We start from the raw sequence: 20,366 nt of genomic DNA on the forward strand, positions 1-20,366 counted from the left end.
AACCACCTGATCCCATCCCGAACTCAGAAGTGAAACGATGCATCGCCGATGGTAGTGTGGGGTTTCCCCATGTGAGAGTAGGTCATCGTCAAGATCAAATTCCAAAACCCCTGTCTGCTCACGCAGACAGGGGTTTTGTTTTTGTGCGCTATAAAGCCTGTGCTGTGTGGCAGAAGCAGATTGCAGGGTGGATTCAGGGCTTCATCAGCATCGAGTAAGCAGTCATCAAGACCACATTTGTTTGCCTCTTACGCCCTGTTCTTACGCATCTTGCTGCTTCTACGGGCGATTAACTTACGCCACCAGATATAGATGCCGGTCAGTGCCAGCACGGCAATCAGAACGCCCAATAGAGCAATGATCACCTGCCCCGTGGTACCGATGATCCTGCCTCCATGTATGGGCAGTTGCAGTCGGTAGAAGCGCTCTCCGAGGGTGCCTTGCCCCGCTATCTCCTGCCCCAGCAAGCGCCCATCCGTACCGTGGAAGAACAGCCAGGACTTACCATGGGCTTGGCTGTCATGCCGACCAAAACCTGCTCCATAGAAGTTGTATTCAAAGCTGTAATACAACTCACCAATCGTCTCCTTCAAGCCCAGCCGCTGCCCCTCTTCCAGAGCCCGTTCATAGGCCTGTTGATAAGTCAGCCGGGTTATCCCCAGCTCTGCCGCCGGTACTCGTCCCCGAGCTTCATAGACGCTGGGTTCGATGGACGAGAGCAATGACACCACGGGTTTGAACACCTGGCTCGGCAGGTTCATGGCTACGCTACTGATGGCGATCGGCAGCAGGAGCAGCCATAACCACAAGCCTGCGGCGCGATGCAGGTCGAAGTTGAGCCGATAGGCATGGCCGCCCTTGATCTTCCAGGCCGTGGCCCACTTGCGCCAGAACGGCCGTCCACGAGGCAGGGTCAGCAGCAAGGCAACAAAACAGTCGATGACCCAGGCAATGGCCACCAGCCCCATCAACCATAGCCCCCAATTGCCGGGCAGGCTCAGGTTGTAGTGGAACTCCAGCAGAAAAGGCACCAGGTTCTGCCGCTGGAAGCAGCAGGCGCCCCAAAAGCGCTGCCCCTGCTGATGGGCTGTAACCGGGTCCAAGTAAAATACTTGATTGCGCTCGGTATACGGTTGGCCGGTGGCCGGGTCGGTGCGTGGCACCGCTGCCAGCAGCGCGGCATGCCCGGCTTCTTGTGGATATTCCATGTACCAGACCTGCAGCCTCGGGTGCTCGGCCTGAACGCTATCCACCAGTGCGCCGGGGGCCAGCACCGGCCCCTTGCCAGGCGTGTGATAGAACTCGGGGTTGAGCCACTCATCCAGCTCGTGATGAAAGGCCAGGACACTCCCGGTCAGCCCGGCCAGCAGCAGGAACACTGCGGTGGCCAGGCCCATGTAGCGGTGCAATAGAACCAGAATGGCGCGCATGACATTTTTCCGTAGAGACGACAAAGCCAGCGGCTGCTGACAGGCGCTGGCTTTGTTGGCGTCAACCTAGATCAGAACTGGTAGCTTACCGTGGCGGCGACATTGCGCTCTTCGCCCAGGTAGCAGTAGCTCAAGCTTGCACAGGAGGCGACGTAGGATTCGTTGGTCAGGTTGTTGGCATTGAGCCGTACATCCACTCCCTTGAGGCCCAGCTTGCCCAGGTCATAGCCGATGGAGGCATCGAAGAGCGTGTAGGCCGGTACCTTCATGGTGTTCTCGGCATCGGCCCAGCTGTAGCCCACATAGCGCACACCGCCGCCCAGGCGCAGGCCATCCAGCGTCGCGCTGTAGAACTTGTAGTCGGCCCACAGCGACGCCATCTGCCGCGGTGCCTGAGTAGGCGAGTTGCCCTTGTTCTCGATGAGGTTGGTGGCGCTGCTCAGGGTGCTGGTCATCGACTTCGAATACTGGATGTCGGTGAAGGTATAGCTGCCCAGCAGTTTCAGGTTGTCGGTCAGCTGCATGTGGGCTTCCAGCTCCAGCCCCTGGGAGCGAACAGCACCCACCGCACGATAGAAGTTTTCCTGGGGCAGCTTCGACGCCAGGTTCTCCTGGTCGATGCGGAACAACGAGGCAGTGAACAAGTTGTCCGTACCTGGTGGCTGATATTTCAGCCCGACTTCCCATTGAGTGCCGTCGGTAGGTGGCAGCGGATTGCCTGCGCTGTCTGCGTAGGAGTTGGGGTTGAATGACTCGGAATAGCTGACGTAAGGCGCCAGACCGTTATCGAACAGATAGAGCGCGCCCGCACGCCCAGTGAGCTTGGTGCGTTTGTCGCTGATTTCGGTGCCCAGTGGGCGCTGGGCTTCAGCCAGGCGGTTTTCATCCGAGGTTTCCACCCAGTCCTGGCGCAGCCCGAGAGAGAAGCGCCATTTGTCCAGCTCGATCAGGTCCTGCAAGTACACGCCGGTCTGTTCCAGGCGCCGCAAATAGCTGGTGTGGCTGTAGTAGTTGATCGTCGAGTTGCCATAGACCGGGTTGAACGCATTGATCGGTTGCAGCGTTCCCTGGTCCCAGTCGACCACGGTCTTGCGCCGTTGATAGTCGGCTCCCAGCAGTAAGGTGTGCTTGACCTCGCCAGTGAGGAATTCGGCCTGCAGCATGTTATCGACGATGAAGGAGTGGAGCTTCTCATCTCCACCCGAGTAATAGCGGTTCAGGTCATTGCTGGCGGCATTGGTCCAGCCATAGGCATAGACCTGGTCGAGCTTCACCTTGGAGTCCAGGTAGCGGAAGTTCTGGCGGGCGGTGAAGGTGTCGTTGAAACGATGCTCGAACTGATAGCCGAAGGACTGTTGATCGCGCTTGTAGCCATCCACGCCCGGCTCGCCCTCGAAGAAATGCTCGGAAATGCGCTGGCCATTGCGCTGGTTCAGGGTGCCGTTGGCCGGCATGCCGCCGTGGTAGCCGCCATCGGGGTCATTCTGCAAATAGGCCTGGAGCGTCAGGGAGGTGTCTTCACTGAAGTCGATACTCAGGGTCGGCGACAGGGCGAAGCGTTTTTCCTTCGCGTGGTCGAACTGAGTGTCGGACTTGTCCGTCAGGCCGATCAACCGATAGGCAACGCGCTTGTCGTCATCGAGCGGGCCGCTGAAGTCGAACCCCAGGCCCTGTTTGCCCTGGGTGCCCACGGTTGCCTGAATCTGGTGATAGGGCTCGTAGAGAGGCTTTTTGCTGGTCAGGGCCACCAGGCCGCCAGGGGAACTGCGGCCATAAAGCACCGATGAGGGGCCCTTGAGAATATCCACCCGTTCGAGGAAGTAGGGGTCGACCTGCATGCTGCTGTAGGTGCCGCTGTCACCCATGGACTTGAGGCCATCGAGGTAGATGTTGTCCACCGAACCATCGTTGAAGCCGCGCATCGCTACATAGTCGTAGCGATGGGTGGCGCCATAGGGATTGGTCAGCACGCCGGGGGTGTAGCGCATGGTCTGGGCGACGGTTTGCGCGCCCTGGTCGTCGATCTGTTCACGAGTGACCACCGAGACGCTTTGCGAGGTCTCCAGCAACGCGGTACTGGTCTTGGTGGCGATCTGACTGTGCGTCGCGTTGTAGCCCTCCATGCTGCCCAATGCGTTGCCCAGGGCGAAGCCCTTGACCTCAGTGGCGGGCAGGGTCAGGGCGCTGCCCTGGGGCAGGGGCCGCAGTACGTAGTTGCCGCCGTCCTGGCTGACCGCCTCCAGTCCCGAACCCCGCAGCAGCTGGTTCAGGCCTTGGGGAATGGAGTAGTCGCCCTGGAGCCCGGGGGACTGCCTGCCCTGGGTCAGGGCCGGGGTGGTGGACAGGGTGATCCCGGCCTGCCGGGCGAACTGGTTGAGGGCATCGCCGAGGTTGCCCGGGGCCACGCTGTAGCTGTGACGCGGGGCATCAACAGCGCTAGCGGCGGCCAGCACTTGGGGCGCCACTGTGCCGAGGCCGATGCTGGAGCACAGCAGGGCGGCGCGGATGGCTTGGCGCAAGGGGCGGGCGCAGGGAGAGCTTGGGCGGGTGTCGCGCAGAGTCATGGTAGGTTCCGTTGAAGTCGCAGGAAGCAGATTGAAGTGCTTACTGACTAAGCCGGACGTCCTGGCAAAACCCGCCAAAAAAAATCACCCCAGTGAATTTCAAGCCACTGGCCCCAAGGTCACCCACCAACGGGTGCGGTAGCGCAACTGCACTGGCAGGGTCTGGGGCAGGATGGCCAGCAACTTGTCGGTGTCTTCCAGGCGGAACACACCTGAAAGGCGCAGATTGCCAACCGCTGCCGAGCAGCCCAGATAGCCATGGCGATAGCGGCCGACCTCCTGGAGGAAGTCGTCCAGGCGCATGTTGCGCGTAACGATCAGGCCATCGGCCCAGGCGCCGACGTCCATCGCCAGGGGGGCCGCAGGTTCGGCCAGGCCATGGCTGATCTGATAGCTCTGACCTGCTTCCACCCGGGCGCTACGGCCGTCGGCGGTGTGCGGCGCATGAATGGCCACGCTGCCGTGGGTCACGCTCAGGCGCGTGCAGCGATCCTCCACGCGCACCACGAAGCGGGCGTCGAAGCCTTCCAGCAGGGCGTGGCGGCTCTCCACCAGCAGCGGGCGGGCAGGGCCGTGATCGGCTCCACAGGACACCATGATCTCGCCCCGGCGCAGTTTGATCAGGCGCTGTTCGGCATTGAAGTTGAGGTCCGCCGCGCTGTCGGTATTGAGTTCCAGGCGGGTGCCATCGGGCAACTGGAAGCCCCGCTGCTCGCCGACGGCGGTGGCAAAGTCTGCGTTCCATTGTTGCCAGCCCAGCAGATCCTTGCCGACCCAGGCACTGGAGCCCAGGAGCAGGGCGCCACTGAGCAGTTTCAGGGCCTGGCGCCGGCCCAGGCGCTGACTGCTGTGTTCCAGGGTATGCAAGGCCACCTGAGCCCCCGGCACTGAACGCAGGTTGGCCGTGAGTTCCTGCTGCAACGATTGCACCCGCTGCCAGGCCAGTTCGTGCTCCTGGTGCGCCGCCCGCCACAGATCGCACTGTTGCTGCAGCTTGGGGTTGGCACCGTTGTTGCGCAGGCGCAGCAACCAGTTGATTGCTTGCTTGACCACCAGGTGATCGGGATTGGGCTTGAGCGGCAGGCTGGCGGGAAAGTTATCCACAGGCTTCAGCTCTCGTAGCGCAGCAGGTAGCAATGGTAGAGCGCCTGGGCGACATAACGCTCGACGGTACGCAGGGATAGGCCCATCTGCTGAGCAATCTGCTTGTGGGTAAGTTCCTCGCACTGAGCCAGGAGAAAAGCCTGACGTACTTTCGGCTTCAGCCCTTCAAGCATCCGCGCAATGCTTTCCAGCAGCTCCAGAATCAACGCCCGAGCTTCAGCGCCGGGTGTTTCGGCTTCGGGCAAGTGAGCGATGGTTTCCAGATAGGCACGTTCGATTTCCTCGCGGCGCCAGTGATCGATTACCAGCCCCCGGGCGATGGTGCGTAAAAAAGCCCGGGGGGCCTTGAGTTCCAGACGTTCAGTTTTCTGCAGCAGGCGTACGAAGGTGTCCTGAGCCAGGTCGGCAGCATCCGCGGCATTGCCCAGGCGCTGGCGCAGCCAGCGGTTGAGCCAGCCATGGTGATGGCTGTAGAGCGTCTGTACGGCGAACTCGGGTGATGACATGGACGCGGACTGCCTGAGTGTCACTAATGATAATTAGTCGCATTGTCATTGAGGCTTTATCGATTTGGCAATAAGCAGCGCACTGTCGGTCATCTGAAAATGTGCCACGGATGCTCTGGAACACCGTTCGGCGGGATTAGGTAAATTCAGGCGAGTAATTCAGAAAAATCTCTAAGGGTTCGCAGATTCTTGCCGAAAGACTGATAAGACATGCGTGCACCAAAGTAGAGCGGTCAGAGAACATCGCCTGCGCTGTTACATGGAATGTTGCATTACGGACGCATCCCCACTTTCGGCATAAGAAGTCCCATGAAATGAATCTCAAGTTCAGCCATAAAATCCTTTTGGCCGCCTCCGGCGTAGTGGTTCTGGCTTTTGCGTTGTTCACCTTGTACAACGACTACCTGCAGCGAAACACCATCCGACAGAACCTCGAATCCTCTATCCAGCAGGCCGGTGAGCTCACCTCCAGCAGTGTGCAGAACTGGATGAGCGGGCGGATCCTGGTGCTCGAGAACCTCGCGCAGAACGTTGCTCACCAAGGTCAGAACGCAGATTTCCCAGGGCTGGTGGACCAACCGGCCTTTACCTCGAACTTCCAGTTCACCTACGTCGGCCAGGCCAACGGCACCTTCACCCAGCGCCCTGACGCGAAGATGCCCGACGGCTACGACCCGCGTCAGCGCCCCTGGTACAAGCAGGCCGTCGCCGCCGACAAGACCATGCTGACCCCGCCCTACATGGCGGCTGTCGGTGGCCTGGTGGTGACCATCGCCATGCCGGTGAAAAAGCAGGGTGAACTGCTGGGCGTGGTTGGTGGCGACCTGAGCCTGGAAACCCTGGTGAAGATCATCAACTCGGTGGATTTCGGTGGCCTGGGCCACGCCTTCCTGGTCAGTGCCGACGGTCAGGTGATCGTCAGCCCGGACAAGGACCAGGTGATGAAGAACCTCAAGGACATCTACCCCGGCGCCAACGTACGGATCGAAAACGGCAACCAGGAAGTGGTCCTGAACAAACAGGAGCGCATCCTCTCCTTCACCCCGGTGACCGGCTTGCCGAATGCCGAGTGGTACATCGGTCTGTCCATCGACAAGGACAAGGCCTACGCACCGCTGAGCCAATTCCGTACTTCCGCCTTGATCGCGATGTTTATCGCCGTGGCGGTGATCGCCGTACTGCTGACCCTGCTGATCCAGGTGTTGATGCGCCCACTGATCACCATGGGCCGTGCGATGCAGGACATCGCCCAGGGCGAGGGCGACCTGACCCGGCGCCTGGTGGTGGAGAGCAAGGACGAATTCGGCGAACTGGGCAGCTCGTTCAACCAGTTCGTCGAGCGGATCCATGCCTCGATTTCCGAAGTGTCCTCGGCCACCCGCCAGGTACACGACCTGTCCCAGCGCGTGATGGCTTCGTCCAACGCTTCGATCATCGGTTCCGACGAGCAGAGCGCCCGCACCAACAGCGTGGCCGCCGCGATCAACGAACTGGGGGCCGCAACCCAGGAAATCGCCCGTAACGCCGCCGATGCCTCGCAGCACGCCAGTGGCGCCAGCGAACAGGCCGACGACGGTCGCCAAGTGGTGGAACAGACCATCCAGGCCATGACCGAGCTGTCGCAGAAGATCAGCCTGTCCTGCACCCAGATCGAGACCCTGAACGCCAGCACCGACAACATCGGGCACATTCTCGACGTGATCAAGGGCATCTCCCAGCAGACCAACTTGCTGGCCCTCAACGCGGCCATCGAAGCGGCCCGTGCCGGCGAAGCCGGTCGTGGCTTCGCCGTGGTGGCCGACGAGGTGCGCAACCTGGCTCATCGTACCCAGGAGTCGGCGGAAGAGATCCACAAGATGATCACCTCCTTGCAGGTCGGCTCCCGTGAAGCGGTGTCGACCATGAACGCCAGCCAGGCGTCCAGCGAAGAGAGCGTCGAAGTGGCCAACCAGGCCGGTGCGCGGCTGGTCAGCGTGACTCAGCGGATCGGCGAGATCGATGGCATGAACCAGTCGGTGGCGGCGGCGACCGAAGAGCAGACGGCCGTGGTGGAGACCCTCAATGTCGACATCAACCAGATCAACCTGCTGAACCAGCAGGGCGTGGCCAACCTCAACGAAACCCTGAAGGATTGCGATGCCCTGTCGCAGCAGGCCAGCCGCCTGAAGCAGCTGGTGGACAGCTTCAAGATCTGAGGTTTCGCGTCACTTTCAAGCCCGCTCCCGCCTCACGGCAGGGCGGGCTTTTTCATGGGTACCGATCAGGCCGGGTGGTCGCCCAGCAGCCCCAGGTGAGTATTGATCACCTGCAACAGGCGCTGGCGCTGGGACTTGATGAAGAAGTGATTGCCGGCCACTTCGATCAGCTCGAACTCGCGGCCGGTGAACTCGCGCCAGTTGAGCATGAGGTTGGCCGTGGCCAGCGGGTCCTCGCTGCCGTAGAAGGCCGTCAACGGCACATCCAGGCAACCGCTGGAGGTGTCGTACCAGGTTTCGAAAAGCTTCAGGCCGTTGCGCAGCAGGCGTTCGTAGGATTGCAGGTCGTTCTGCCCGCGGGGCATCTCCAGGGGGCTGGCGCCGAGGGTCAGGATCGCCTCGCGAAACGCGGCGATGGGCAGGGAGTGGAGCAAGGGCCGGCGCGGCAGGCTATCCGGGCTGCGACAGCCGGAGACGAACAGGTGGCGGGTCTGCTGGGGAAAGCGTTCCTGGGCATGCTTGCTGGTCTCGTAGGCCAGCAGCGCGCCCAGGCCGTGGCCGAACAGCGCATGGGGCTCGCCGAGCCAGGGGTCGAGGGCGGTGAAGGTGTTTTCCAGCAGGCTGGGCCAGTTGTCGCAGGGCGCTTCGTCACGGCGCGGACCGTGCCCCGGCAGGTTGAGCACCACCAGCTCGATATGATCGGCCAGGCCACTGGACCAGACCCGCATTTGCTCGGCTGCCGCCCCGGCCTGGGGAAAGCAGATCAGGCGGATCCGGGTGGCTTGCCCGGGTTTGATCACCAGCGTCCATTGTCGGGTGTCGGTGTACACAGCTTTTCCTTAAGCAAGTGGGCCGGCACTGCGCCGGCCAGAGGCAGCCTGAAGAGGGCGTCGCAGTCTGCGGATGGTTTCTAACATAGTGCCTGTCGTCCGTGAAGGCACGTGTGTGCCGGGCCGGGCGGGCGGTTGCTGTCGGTCGCCGGAACGCGGCTTGCGGCTATGCTCTGAATGTTTCGCGCCGGCTCTTTTCCGGCGGCTGGTGATTGTAAGGTGCCATTGTTTTTTGCCGGGCCAGCCTTCACCATCAGCCGATTTACGACAGCTCCCATGGACGCATTGCATTGGCGGCACGTTTAGCTCTTTCTCGGACCCTGCGCTGGTTCTGCGCGGCATTGCTGCTGGCCGGCGCACTGCTGGGCAGCCTGCACGCCGACTGGGATTTCTCCCTGATCAGCCGCCGTGCCACGGCGCTCTACGGTCCGCTGGGCGAAGGGCAGCCGCGCATCGATGCCTGGCAGCACCTGCTGGCCACGCAAAAGCAGGTGCCCGAGCGCGAACAGTTGAAGGTGGTCAACCTGTTCTTCAACAAGAACATGCGCTACGTGGAAGACATCGACCTGTGGCACCAGGTGGATTATTGGGAAACGCCGATCGAGGCATTGTGGAAGGGCGCCGGCGATTGCGAGGACTACGCGATCGCCAAGTATTTCAGCCTGCGCCACCTCGGGGTTTCCAGTGACAAACTGCGCATCACCTACGTCAAGGCCCTGCGCCAGAACCGTGCGCACATGGTCTTGACCTACTATTCCAGCCCGGAGGCCATGCCTCTGGTGCTCGACAGCCTGGAAGACTCGATCCGCCCGGCCAGCGAGCGTACCGACCTGTTGCCGGTGTACTCCTTCAATGCCGAGGGTCTGTGGCTACCGGGGGCCAAAGGCAACAAGCGGGTGGGCGACACCAAGCGCCTGTCCCGTTGGCAGGACGTGTTGAAAAAAATGCAGGCCGAAGGTTTTCCGGTCGAGACGACTAACTAGGAGCACGAGCTCAGATGTCTTTGTTCAAACAACTGTTGATCGCAATCTGTGTGTTCCTGGTGGTCGCCTTCAGCGGCAGCTTCATGGTCAGCCTGGAAAGCTCGCGCACCCAGTATGTCAATCAGCTGCGCTCCCATGCCCAGGATGCCGCCACTGCCCTGGCGCTGTCGCTGACGCCGAACATCGACGACCCGGCGATGGTCGAGCTGATGGTCAGCTCGATCTTCGACAGTGGCTACTACGCCAGTATCCGGGTGGTGGACCTGGCCACCGACAAGACCCTTGTCGAGCGCAGCGGCATCCCGGAAGTCGGCAACGTGCCCCAGTGGTTTGTCAGCCTGATCGGCCTGGAACCGGCGGGTGGCGATGCCATCGTCAGCCGCGGCTGGGAACAGGCGGCTCGGGTCGAGGTGCTCAGCCACCCGATGTTCGCCGTGGCCAAGCTCTGGCAAAGTGCCCTGGGCAGCCTGGGCTGGCTGTTGATCTGCGGTGCGGTGAGCGCGGTGCTCGGCGCCCTGCTGCTGCGGCGCCAGCTCAAGCCGTTGGACTACATGGTCCAGCAGTCCCACGCCATTGCCCGTCGTGAATTCCTCAGCCTGCCGCAATTGCCCCGGACTCCGGAGCTGCGGCGGGTGGTGCAGGCCATGAACCAGATGGTCGAGAAGCTCAAGGCGCTGTTCCAGGAGCAGGCCGAGCGCAGCGAGAAACTGCGCACCGAGTCCTATCAGGACAGCCTGACCGGGCTGGCCAACCGGCGTTATTTCGAAATGCAGCTGCACGCCCGCGTAAGCAACCCCGAGCAGGCCAGTTCCGGCTACCTGTTGCTGTTGCGGGTCAAGGACCTGGCCGGGCTGAACCAGCGCCTGGGCGGCCAGCGTACCGACCAGTTGCTCAAGGCGGTGGGTGAACAACTGCTGCGCGAGTGCGACAAGTACCCGGAAACCCACAACCTGGTCACCCGGGTCCGTGGTGGCGAGTTCGCGGTGCTGGCGCCGGGGCTGGTGCGTGAGGAAGCCATCCAGCTGGCCCAGAGCCTGGACAGTGCCCTGGGCAACCTGCACGCCACCGGCGCCACCGATGTTGCCTCAGTGGCCTCCATCGGCCTGGCGGCGTTTGCTCACGGTGATTCGCCGCAAGCGGTGCTGAGCCTCGGCGACCAGGCCCTGGCCCAGGCCGAAGCCCAGGGTGACACCAGCTGGGCCTGCCTCGATCAAGGCGCCAGTGCCCAGGTTGGGGATGACCACCATGCCTGGCACCGGCTGTTGGACCGGGCGCTGTCGGAGCAGCACTTCCAGCTGTACTTCCAGCCGGTGGTGGCCGCTCGGGACACCCACCTGGTGCTGCACTACAAAGTGCTGTCGCGGCTGCTGGATGAACAGGGCCAGACCATTCCGGCCGGGCGTTTCCTGCCGTGGCTGGAGCGTTTCGGCTGGACCTCGCGCCTGGATCTGCTGATGCTCGAACAGGTGCTGAGACAGATGGCGAGCCACGAAGACTGCCTGGCGCTGAACCTGTCGGCGGCGACCCTGGCGGACCCGCACGCCCTGAATCGGGTGTTCGAGATCCTGCGCCAGCATTCCGACCTGGGCCCGCGCCTGACCCTGGAGATCGGTGAAGAGCAATTACCCGAGCAGGCCATGCTGGAACAGCTGACCCGGCGCCTGCGCGAGCTGGGTTTCTCCCTCAGCCTGCAACGCTTCGGTGGGCGCTTCAGCATGATCGGCAACCTGGCGCGCCTGGGGCTGGCGTACCTGAAGATCGATGGCAGCTACATCCGCGACATCGATCAGGAAAGCGACAAGCGCCTGTTTATCGAAGCCATCCAGCGCGCGGCCCACAGCATCGACCTGCCGCTGATTGCCGAACGGGTCGAGACCGAGGGCGAGCTGCAGGTGATTCGCGAGATGGGCTTGTACGGGGTGCAGGGCCAGCTGTTCGGCGAGCCGGCTCCCTGGGGTTGAAACCGCTTTCGCCGGCAAGCCGGCTCCTACAGTAGGAGTCGGCTGGCGAAAAGGGTTCAGATCAATCCGGTTTCATCGTCATTGATCAACCGGCTCAAACCGCCCAGCGCCTCGCGGGCCTGGGTGCGATCCATCAGCTTGGCCTGGGCCGCGGCCGGCAGGTCGGTGATGCGGATCACGCCCTTGAGGGTCAGGAGCTGGATCAGGTCGTCCAGCACCCGGATCATTTCCAGGTCGCTTTGCTTGAGTTGCTTGAGACTGACTTCCACCGCCTCGTTGGCGTACCAGGTCTGGATCTCGTGGTGGTCGGCGGGCAGCGTCTCGGTGGCCTCGGCGTAAGCGGCGGCTTCCACGCGAATCAGCTGGCCCTGTGCATCGCGTTGCACGTAGAACATGGCGAATCCCTCAGGCATGTGTTTCCGGCGTCAGGCAGGCAGCAGCATAGGCCAACGCAGCATTCAGAGCGCGAGTATGCGGTGCGCCGCGGCGCTCGTCACGCCGCGGGCTGCCTGCCGGGGCCCGGCGACCACCCCGGGGGTGGCCGCTAGGGACCGGTCAGCTGTTGTTGTGATCGATCTTGATGGTCGGGTCGCTGCCGGCGATCAACGAATTGATGTTGGCGTTGGACCAGTTGTTGCCTTCCAGCTTGATCGTCACGTCGGCGTTGGCCAGGCCCCCGGCGGCGTTGAGCTTGCCCTCGGAGCTGACCTGCAGGGTCGAGACCCCGTCCACGGTGGTGATCTTGAGGAAGTTGTCGATGGTGCTGGCGCTCTCGCCCTGCAGCAAGTCACGCAGGTCGATGCGGTCGCCTTCGCTGGCCTTGAAGTCCTTGATCACGTCGTTGCCGGTGTCGCCGGCCTTCCAGACGAAGGTGTCGGCACCCGAACCGCCGATCAGGATATCGTTGCCCTGGCCACCGATCAGGGTGTCGTTGCCGGTCCCCCCCAGCAGGATGTCATTGCCCTTGCCGCCGTCCAGCAGGTCGTTGCCGCCCTGGCCGAAGAGAATGTCATTGCCGGCACCGCCCAGCAGAGTGTCGTTGCCGTCGTGGCTGCCAGACACATCGAACTCGGTGTAGTGCTCGGTGATGTACTGGTGCACGTTGCTGGTGGTGACCTTGCTCACGTCGACCCCGGTCTGCTTGGCCACATAGGCCTGCATGGCCTGGTAGCCCTCGCCTGCGACGCCGTTGAAGCTCACCAGGTCGCCGAACAGGATGTCGTTGCCGTCGCCGCCGCTGACCTTGTCGGCCCCCGGCATGGTCGCTTCGGTGTGGCCGATGATCGAGTTGGCCAGGTCGTTCGGGTCGATGTTGGTCTGCGGCTTGCCGTCGCTGTCGTAAGGCTTGAGGTCGTTGAGGCTGACACCACTGTTGATGCCGATGGCTTCGACGTTCGACAGGCCGCTGAGCAGGGCAAAGCCGCTGTTGGAGTTGGTGGTGGTGTAGTAGTCGGTGCTGCTGCCGGAGCCGGCCAGGTTCGACAGCTCGTAGGTACCGTCGCCCTGGGCGTGCAGGGTGCCCAGGGTCTTGCTGCTCCAGCCCCAGCCATTGTTGGTCTGCAGGATCGTCGTGCCGTCGCTGGCGACGCTCAGGTAGTGAGAGTTGTCGAGGTACTTGCCGAAGGTATCCCCCAGCTTGTAGTTGCTGGTGGTCACCACATCGTCGAGGCGCACGTTGCCGTACAGCGTCGGGTTGGTCTGCTCGCCGCTCTGGTAGTAGGTCGGCTTACCGTCGGTGATGAAGTAGGTCAGGTTGGTGGCGTTGCTGTTGCCGGTGGCCTGGCTGCTCTGGAAGAAGTTGGCCGTGGCCTTGAACACGTCTTCGTAGTTGGTACCGCCGCCGGACGTCATCGAGTCCAGCACCGCCTTGAGCTGGGCCAGGGCGGTCGGGTCGTTGAGGTTAACCGACACCGACTTGTTGACCTGGGTATCGAAGTCGGCGAGGAAGATGTTCACCGTCCCCGAGCTGCTGCCGCCGATGCTGTTCTTCAGGGTATTGAACACCGAGGTCAGGGAGTTCTTGGCCGCGGTGATCGAGGCGCTGCTCATGCTGCCCGAGCTGTCCACCATGAAGGCGATGTTGTAGTTGGTGCCCGGGACCACGGTCAGGCCTCCGATGTCGGCAACCACGATGTCGTTGCCATCGGTGCCGGTAACGGTGTCGTCGCCGGAGGTGGCGACCACCGAGTTGTAGACCGCCGGGTAGACCTTGACCGGGATCTGCGCCGAAGTGCTGGCAGAGCCGCCCAGGGACTCGGTGGAGGTCGAGGTCACGTTCAGGTTGAAGGTGCCGTTGTAGTACGGCGGCGGCGTGACCGTCAGGTTGCCCAGGTTCCAGCCGGTGACGTTGGCTTCACCGGAAGTCGCGGTGGCGGTGAAGGTGTGCCCGGCGCCATCGCTGAGCACCGAGCCTGCCGGAATGCCGCTGATCTTCACGCTGAGGGTTTCCGAGCCGTCGGTATCGGTCAGGCCGGTGGTGATCTTCGACAGATGCACGCTGCCGCCTTCGCCGCCCTCGTTGAGCTTGTAGCCGTCGTAGTAGCCTTCGCCGTTGGTGCCGTGCAGGTCGGACACCGAGACTCCGGCGTTGGTCAGGTCGGTGACGCCGGTGTACAGCGGCACGCCGGCGTTGCTCAGGTCCACCGCAGCCCCGCCGTTGACCGAGAGGTTGACGTCGTAGGAGCCCGGGCCGCTCTGGTTGTGGTGGTAGATATCGATGGTGTAGTAGCCGCTGGTGGTCGGGGTGAAAGTACCGTTGAGGTTACCGCCCGCGCCCCAGGTGGTGCTGGCCACGTTCTTGCCGCCGATGGTCACCAGCAGGCTGTCGTCGCCGGTGCCGGAGAAGGTATAGGCCTTGCCTGCTTCCAGGTAGATCAGGCCTGAGGTCTTCGACGCGGTGCCCGGCGTGATGTTGCCGTCGGACTGGACGTTGGTCGCCAGGCTGCTGCTGTTGGGTGTGCCGGCAGCGTCGATCACCGATTTCAGAGTGCTGGCGGAAGCGCCGCTGCCGTCGGTGCCAAGGCCGCTGAGGTTGGTCCAGACTTCCTTGAGCAGGCCCACCGAATTCACGCTGTTGCCGGCCACGCTCAGGGTCGGTGCATCGGCTACCGGGGTGATGTCGACGGTCACCGTGCCGGTGTTGCCCAGGGCCTGGCCGTCGGTTGGCTGGAACTTGATCTGGGCGTAATCGGCCTGCTGGTTGCCCACGCCGTTGCCGCCGTAGCCATTGGTTCCGGATTCGTTGGCGTCCGGTGTGAAGCGCAGTTTTCCGGCATCGATATCGGCCTTGCTGAAGGTCTGGTTGTTGGCCACATCCTTCCAGGTCGAACCGTCCAGGTATTGCAGTTTGCCGTCGCTGGGCAGTTGGGTGATCTTCACGCCGAGGCTGGACGCCGGGCTGTCGACGTCGCTGACGCCGAAGTTCGACCAGGTCAGTGCCAGCGGGGTGTCTTCGTTGCCGGTCACGGCGCCGCCAGTGGCAGTTGGGGCGTCGTTCACCGCCACCACGTTGACCGTGGTAGTGGCGACGTTGGAGTAGTTGCCGCCGTCGGTCACGGTCACGGTGATGGTCCGTGGCGTGGTGCTCGGGTCTTCACTGTTGTTGGTGAAGGTGATGTTCTTGATCTGCTGCATGTAGTCGGCCAGCGTCGCGCTGCCCGACAGGGTCAGGGTGATCGAACCGTCCTTGCTGTTGGCATTGATGGTGATGCCGTTGACGCTGTTGCCCAGGTTCAGCGAGTCCCCCGGCTGGCGGTTGGTCAGCACGATGGTGGCGCCGGTGAGCAGGGTGCTGTCCGGGTCGGTGATGCTCAGGTCGGTGTCGGCGATCGACACGCCGGGGCCTGTGGTGCCTTCGGTGAAGGTGACCTTGTAGTCGGCCCCGGTAGCACCGCTGGAGTTGTTGGCATCCAGGTCGATGACCGGCGGAGCGTCGTTATCGATGATCGAGGTAGTGACGCTGTTGTTGCTGCCCACCACCAGGTTCTCGAAGTTGCCGCCAGTGGCCGAGTCGATCTTGACCGTGAAATTCTCGGTGCCTTCGGTGATCTTGTCGTCAATGGTGGCGACGTTGAAGGTGGCGCTGCTGGCGCCGGCCGGGATCTTCACGGTGTACACGCCGCTGAAGTCCGAACCGTCGGTGGCGGTGCCGCTGTAGCTGATCTTCAGGGTGACTTCGGTCTGCGCCGGGTGAGTCAGGCTCACGGTGTAGCTGGCGGTCTGGCCTTCGGTGACCGAGGCGCTGCCGCTGATACCCACCGAAGTGGTGTCCAGTGTATCGGTGACGTTGGTCACCGCTGGCGTGGTGTCCGTGACCAGCTTCTCGAAGTTGCCGCCAGTGGCGTTGGTGATGGTGGCGTTGACCTTGCCTGCGTCGATGTAGACGTCGTCTGCCGGCGCCGCAACGGTGACCGTCCCGGTGGTTTTTCCGGCCTCGATATGGATCACCGAACCGTTGGACAGGGTCACGGTCACCGGAGTACCGGCGGCGTTGGTCAGTGTGGCGGTGTAGGTGATCTGGCCGCCCTCAGCGACGGTGCCAGTGGCAGTCAGGCTGACGCTGGTGGTGTCGACGGTATCGGTCACGGTGGTGCTGACCGGAGTCTTGTCGGCGACCAGGTTCTCGTAGTTACCGCCGCTGACATTGGTGATGGAGTTGGTCAGCGGGGTATGGCCGACCAGCACATCGTTAGGCGCACTGATGCTTACCGAACCAGTGGTTTCGCCGACCGGGATGGTGATCTTCTCGCCATTGGCCAGGGTCACGACTACAGGTGAGCCGGTCACTGGAGCAGTGACGGTAGCGGTGTAGGTGACGTTGCCACCTTCGGCCGCCGAAGGCGTGGCCTTGAGCGACACGGTGGAGTTGTCGATGGTATCGGTAACGTCAGTCACGGCCGGCGTGGTGTTCGGCACCAGCTTCTCGAAATTGCCGCCCTCGGCCTTGGTGATGGTGGCTTCGACCTTGCCGGCGTCCTTGTACACGTCATCGGCTGGAGCCGCGACGGTGGTGGTGCCGGTAGTGGCGCCGGCGGCGATGGTGATTACCGCGCCGTTGCTCAGGGTCACGGTCACCGGAGTGCCGGCGGCGTTGGTCAATGTGGCGGTGTAGATGATCTGGCCGCCTTCAGCGACGGTGCCAGTGGCAGTCAGGCTGACGCTGGTGGTGTCGACGGTGTCGGTCACGGTGGTGCTGACCGGAGTCTTGTCGGCGATCAGGTTCTCGTAGTTACCGCCGCTGACATTGGTGATGGAGTTGGTCAGCGGGGTATGGCCGACCAGCACATCGTTAGGCGCACTGATGCTTACCGAACCAGTGGTTTCGCCGACCGGGATGGTGATCTTCTCGCCATTGGCCAGGGTCACGACTACAGGTGAGCCGGTCACTGGAGCAGTGACGGTAGCGGTGTAGGTGACGTTGCCACCTTCGGCCGCCGAAGGCGTGGCCTTGAGCGACACGGTGGAGTTGTCGATGGTATCGGTAACGTCAGTCACGGCCGGCGTGGTGTTCGGCACCAGCTTCTCGAAATTGCCGCCCTCGGCCTTGGTGATGGTGGCTTCGACCTTGCCGGCGTCCTTGTACACGTCATCGGCTGGAGCCGCGACGGTGGTGGTGCCGGTAGTGGCGCCGGCGGCGATGGTGATTACCGCGCCGTTGCTCAGAGTCACGGTCACCGGAGTGCCGGCGGCGTTGGTCAGGGTGGCGGTGTAGGTGATCTGGCCACCTTCAGCGACGGTGCCAGTGGCAGTCAGGCTGACGCTGGTGGTGTCGACCGTATCGGTCACGGTGGTGCTGACCGGAGTCTTGTCGGCGACCAGATTCTCGTAGTTACCACCGCTGACATTGGTGATGGAGTTGGTCAGTGGAGTGTTGCCGACCAGTACATCGTTAGGCGCCGTGATGCTTACCGAACCGGTAGTTTCACCGACCGGGATGGTGATCTTCTCGCCATTGGCCAGGGTAACCACCACTGGCGAACCGGTCACTGGAGCGGTGACGGTGGCGGTGTAAGTGACATTGCCGCCTTCGGCCGCCGAAGGCGTGGCCTTGAGCGATACGGTGGAGTTGTCGATGGTGTCGGTCACATCGGTGACGGCTGGCGCTGGATTGGTCTCAAGGTGCTCGAAATTGCCACCCTCCGCCTTGGTAATGGTGGCTTCGACCTTGCCCGCATCTTTGTAGACGTCATCGGCCGGAGCGGCGACGGTCGCTGTGCCCGAGGTAGCACCAGCAGCGATAGTGATCACTGCACCGTTGCTCAGGGTCACGGTCACTGGCGTGCCAGCGGCATTGGTCAGGGTTGCGGTGTAAACGATGGAGCCGCCTTCGGCCACGGACTCGGTAGCACTCAGGCTCAGAGTGGTGGTGTCCGGAGTATCGGTGACCGAAGTCTCGGCTGGCTTGTCGCTAACTTCCAGCTTCTCGTAGTTACCGCCGTCCGCCTTGGTAATGGTGGTGCTCAGGGAGCTGCCGCCCGCCAACGCATCGTTTGGAGCGGTGAAATTCACGCTACCGGAGGATTCGCCCACTGGGATGGTAATGGTCTGTCCGTTAGACAGAGTCACCACCACAGGCGAGCCGGTTACCGGAGCAGTGACCGAAGCGGTGTAAACAACAATGCCACCCTCAGCCACGCTCGGCGTGGCAGTCAGGGAAACGGTGCTGGTGTCGATGGTGTCAGTGACATCAGTCACAGCTGGAGTCGGGTTGGTCTCCAGGTGCTCGAAATTGCCACCTTCAGCCTTGGTAATCGTTGCCTCGACTTTGCCGGCGTCTTTGTAGACGTCGTCAGCCGGAGCGGCGACGGTGGCAGTACCGGAAGTAGCGCCAGCGGCGATGGTGATCACCGCGCCGTTAGAGAGCGTGACAGTAACAGGTGTACCCGCAGCATTGGTCAGGGTCGCGGTGTAGACAATCAAACCACCTTCAGCCACAGACTCAGTAGCCGAGAGGCTCAGGGTGGTCGTGTCTGGTGTGTCAGTTACCGAGGTTTCAGCCGGCTTGTCGCTGACCTCCAGCTTCTCGTAGTTACCACCGTCGGCTTTGGTAATGGTGGTGCTGAGCGAACTGCCACCAGCCAGAGCATCGTTGGGCGCGGTGAAGTTCACGCTGGCGGACGACTCACCCACCGGGATGGTGATGGTCTGTCCGTTAGACAGAGTGACGACCACTGGTGAGCCAGTCACTGGTGCTGTCACCGAAGCGGTGTAAACAACAATGCCACCCTCAGCCACGCTCGGCGTGGCAGTCAGGGAAACGGTGCTGGTGTCGATGGTGTCAGTAACGTCGGTGACTGCTGGAGCTGGATTGGTTTCCAGGTGCTCGAAGTTGCCGCCTTCGGCCTTGGTAATAGTCGCTTCGACCTTGCCGGCGTCTTTGTAGACGTCATCAGCTGGCGCGGCGACAGTTGCCGTGCCCGAAGTGGCACCGGCAGCAATCGTGATTACGGCACCGTTACTCAAGGTCACGGTGACCGGAGTACCGGCAGCGTTGGTCAGGGTTGCGGTGTAGACGATGGAACCGCCCTCGGCCACGGACTCGGTAGCGCTCAGGCTCAGGGTAGTGGTGTCCGGGGTATCGGTCACGCTGGTTTCAGCCGGCTTGTCGCTGATTTCCAGCTTCTCGTAGTTACCACCGTCGGCTTTGGTAATGGTCGTGCTGAGCGAACTGCCGCCCGCCAACGCATCGTTTGGTGCGGTGAAATTCACGCTGCCAGACGACTCACCCACCGGGATGGTGATGGTCTGGCCGTTGGACAGAGTGACGACTACCGGCGAACCGGTCACTGGCGCTGTCACCGACGCGGTGTAAACAACAATGCCACCCTCAGCCACGCTTGGTGTAGCGGTCAGACTGACAGTCGACGTGTCGATCGTGTCAGTGACATCAGTCACCGCTGGCGCTGGATTTGTCTCCAGGTGCTCGAAGTTGCCACCCTCGGCTTTGGTGATCGTTGCCTCGACCTTGCCGGCGTCCTTGTAGACGTCATCGGCTGGCGCGGCGACAGTTGCCGTGCCCGAAGTGGCACCGGCAGCAATAGTGATCACGGCACCGTTACTCAAGGTCACGGTGACCGGAGTACCGGCAGCGTTGGTCAGGGTTGCGGTGTAGATGATCGAACCACCTTCAGCCACAGACTCAGTAGCCGAGAGGCTCAGGGTTGTAGTGTCCGGGGTATCGGTGACGGAGGTTTCAGCGGGCTTGTCGCTGACCTCTAGCTTCTCGTAATTACCGCCATCCGCCTTGGTAATGGTGGTGCTCAGGGAGCTACCGCCAGCGAGGGCATCGTTTGGCGCGGTGAAGTTCACGCTGGCGGACGACTCACCCACCGGAATGGTGATGGTCTGACCGTTGGATAGGGTCACTACGACCGGCGAGCCGGTTACTGGCGCTGTCACCGACGCGGTGTAAACAACAATGCCACCCTCAGCCACGCTTGGAGTTGCGGTCAGGCTGACGGTCGACGTATCGATGGTATCGGTAACATCGGTGACGGCTGGAGTCGGGTTGGTCTCCAGGTTCTCGAAGTTGCCGCCTTCGGCCTTGGTAATGGTGGCTTCGACTTTACCGGCGTCTTTGTACACGTCGTCAGCCGGAGCGGCAACGGTGGCAGTACCGGAAGTAGCGCCTGCGGCGATGGTGATTACCGCGCCGTTGCTCAGGGTCACAGTGACCGGAGTACCAGCGGCATTGGTCAATGTGGCGGTGTAGACGATGGAACCGCCCTCGGCCACGGACTCAGTAGCCGAGAGGCTCAGAGTGGTGGTGTCCGGGGTATCGGTGACGGAGGTTTC

General features: G+C 62.4%; 9 protein-coding genes, 1 rRNA gene and 2 pseudogenes. 5 read left to right on the forward strand and 7 right to left on the reverse strand.

Annotation, left to right across the window (positions count from 1 at the left end):
• A 5S ribosomal RNA gene (gene rrf / locus M2395_RS31585) occupies nucleotides 1-94 on the forward strand; the annotation flags it as partial.
• 154 nt (nucleotides 95-248) lie between these two features.
• Here rrf and M2395_RS31590 read toward each other — a convergent pair.
• The 4 genes from M2395_RS31590 to M2395_RS31605 all read right to left on the reverse strand — a co-directional run bounded on the left by M2395_RS31590 (nucleotide 249) and on the right by M2395_RS31605 (nucleotide 5,604).
• Nucleotides 249-1,430 carry a PepSY domain-containing protein gene (locus tag M2395_RS31590; RefSeq protein WP_053155788.1) on the reverse strand — a complete coding sequence of 394 codons (1,182 nt, stop codon included), beginning with the start codon at nucleotides 1,428-1,430 and terminating at the stop codon, nucleotides 249-251.
• A gap of 71 nt (nucleotides 1,431-1,501) precedes the next feature.
• Nucleotides 1,502-3,994 (reverse strand): TonB-dependent siderophore receptor, encoded by a 2,493-nt coding sequence (locus M2395_RS31595; RefSeq protein ID WP_123430025.1) that lies wholly within the window; start codon nucleotides 3,992-3,994, stop codon nucleotides 1,502-1,504.
• A 99-nt stretch (nucleotides 3,995-4,093) separates the two neighbouring features.
• A complete protein-coding gene (locus M2395_RS31600; protein ID WP_065363326.1) occupies nucleotides 4,094-5,098 on the reverse strand; it encodes a FecR domain-containing protein in 1,005 nt (334 codons plus the stop codon).
• Between the two features lie 5 nt (nucleotides 5,099-5,103).
• Entirely contained in the window at nucleotides 5,104-5,604 is a 501-nt protein-coding gene (locus tag M2395_RS31605) for a sigma-70 family RNA polymerase sigma factor (RefSeq protein ID WP_011058508.1), read from the reverse strand.
• 314 nt (nucleotides 5,605-5,918) lie between these two features.
• Here M2395_RS31605 and M2395_RS32040 point away from each other — a divergent pair.
• Nucleotides 5,919-6,944 (forward strand): annotated as a pseudogene (locus M2395_RS32040) (cache domain-containing protein); the annotation flags it as partial.
• Between the two features lie 69 nt (nucleotides 6,945-7,013).
• Nucleotides 7,014-7,799, forward strand: a complete 786-nt coding sequence (locus tag M2395_RS32045) for a methyl-accepting chemotaxis protein (RefSeq protein WP_370059459.1) — start codon at nucleotides 7,014-7,016, stop codon at nucleotides 7,797-7,799.
• A 65-nt stretch (nucleotides 7,800-7,864) separates the two neighbouring features.
• On the opposite strand, the gene M2395_RS31615 is transcribed toward M2395_RS32045, so the two are convergent.
• A complete protein-coding gene (locus M2395_RS31615) occupies nucleotides 7,865-8,629 on the reverse strand; it encodes a thioesterase II family protein (protein ID WP_011058510.1) in 765 nt (254 codons plus the stop codon).
• 290 nt (nucleotides 8,630-8,919) lie between these two features.
• Between M2395_RS31615 and lapG the strand changes: the two genes are divergently transcribed.
• The gene (gene lapG / locus M2395_RS31620) at nucleotides 8,920-9,612 is read left to right on the forward strand and encodes a cysteine protease LapG (protein ID WP_011058511.1); all 693 of its coding nucleotides are present in this window, start codon (nucleotides 8,920-8,922) and stop codon (nucleotides 9,610-9,612) included.
• A 14-nt stretch (nucleotides 9,613-9,626) separates the two neighbouring features.
• Nucleotides 9,627-11,573, forward strand: a complete 1,947-nt coding sequence (gene lapD / locus M2395_RS31625; protein ID WP_053155799.1) for a cyclic di-GMP receptor LapD — start codon at nucleotides 9,627-9,629, stop codon at nucleotides 11,571-11,573.
• 56 nt (nucleotides 11,574-11,629) lie between these two features.
• Here the strand turns inward: lapD and M2395_RS31630 are convergent, their stop codons facing one another.
• Together M2395_RS31630 and M2395_RS31635 are read right to left on the reverse strand one after the other, a co-directional pair.
• Nucleotides 11,630-11,968, reverse strand: coding sequence for a hypothetical protein (locus tag M2395_RS31630; protein WP_011058513.1), 339 nt, complete (start codon nucleotides 11,966-11,968; stop codon nucleotides 11,630-11,632).
• A 160-nt stretch (nucleotides 11,969-12,128) separates the two neighbouring features.
• Nucleotides 12,129-20,366: pseudogene (locus M2395_RS31635) on the reverse strand (LapA family giant adhesin); the annotation flags it as partial.

This window comes from Pseudomonas sp. BIGb0176 (assembly GCF_024810175.1).
Taxonomy (GTDB): domain Bacteria; phylum Pseudomonadota; class Gammaproteobacteria; order Pseudomonadales; family Pseudomonadaceae; genus Aquipseudomonas; species Aquipseudomonas protegens.

What these genes read in the sequence shown, in the direction of transcription:
- M2395_RS31630 (WP_011058513.1), bottom strand. Translation starts at nt 11,968, where the DNA reads ATGTTCTACGTGCAACGCGATGCACAGGGCCAGCTGATTCGCGTGGAA.
- M2395_RS31590 (WP_053155788.1), bottom strand. Translation starts at nt 1,430, where the DNA reads ATGCGCGCCATTCTGGTTCTATTGCACCGCTACATGGGCCTGGCCACC.
- lapD (WP_053155799.1), top strand. Translation starts at nt 9,627, where the DNA reads ATGTCTTTGTTCAAACAACTGTTGATCGCAATCTGTGTGTTCCTGGTG.
- M2395_RS31595 (WP_123430025.1), bottom strand. Translation starts at nt 3,994, where the DNA reads ATGACTCTGCGCGACACCCGCCCAAGCTCTCCCTGCGCCCGCCCCTTG.
- M2395_RS32045 (WP_370059459.1), top strand. Translation starts at nt 7,014, where the DNA reads ATGGCTTCGTCCAACGCTTCGATCATCGGTTCCGACGAGCAGAGCGCC.
- M2395_RS31605 (WP_011058508.1), bottom strand. Translation starts at nt 5,604, where the DNA reads ATGTCATCACCCGAGTTCGCCGTACAGACGCTCTACAGCCATCACCAT.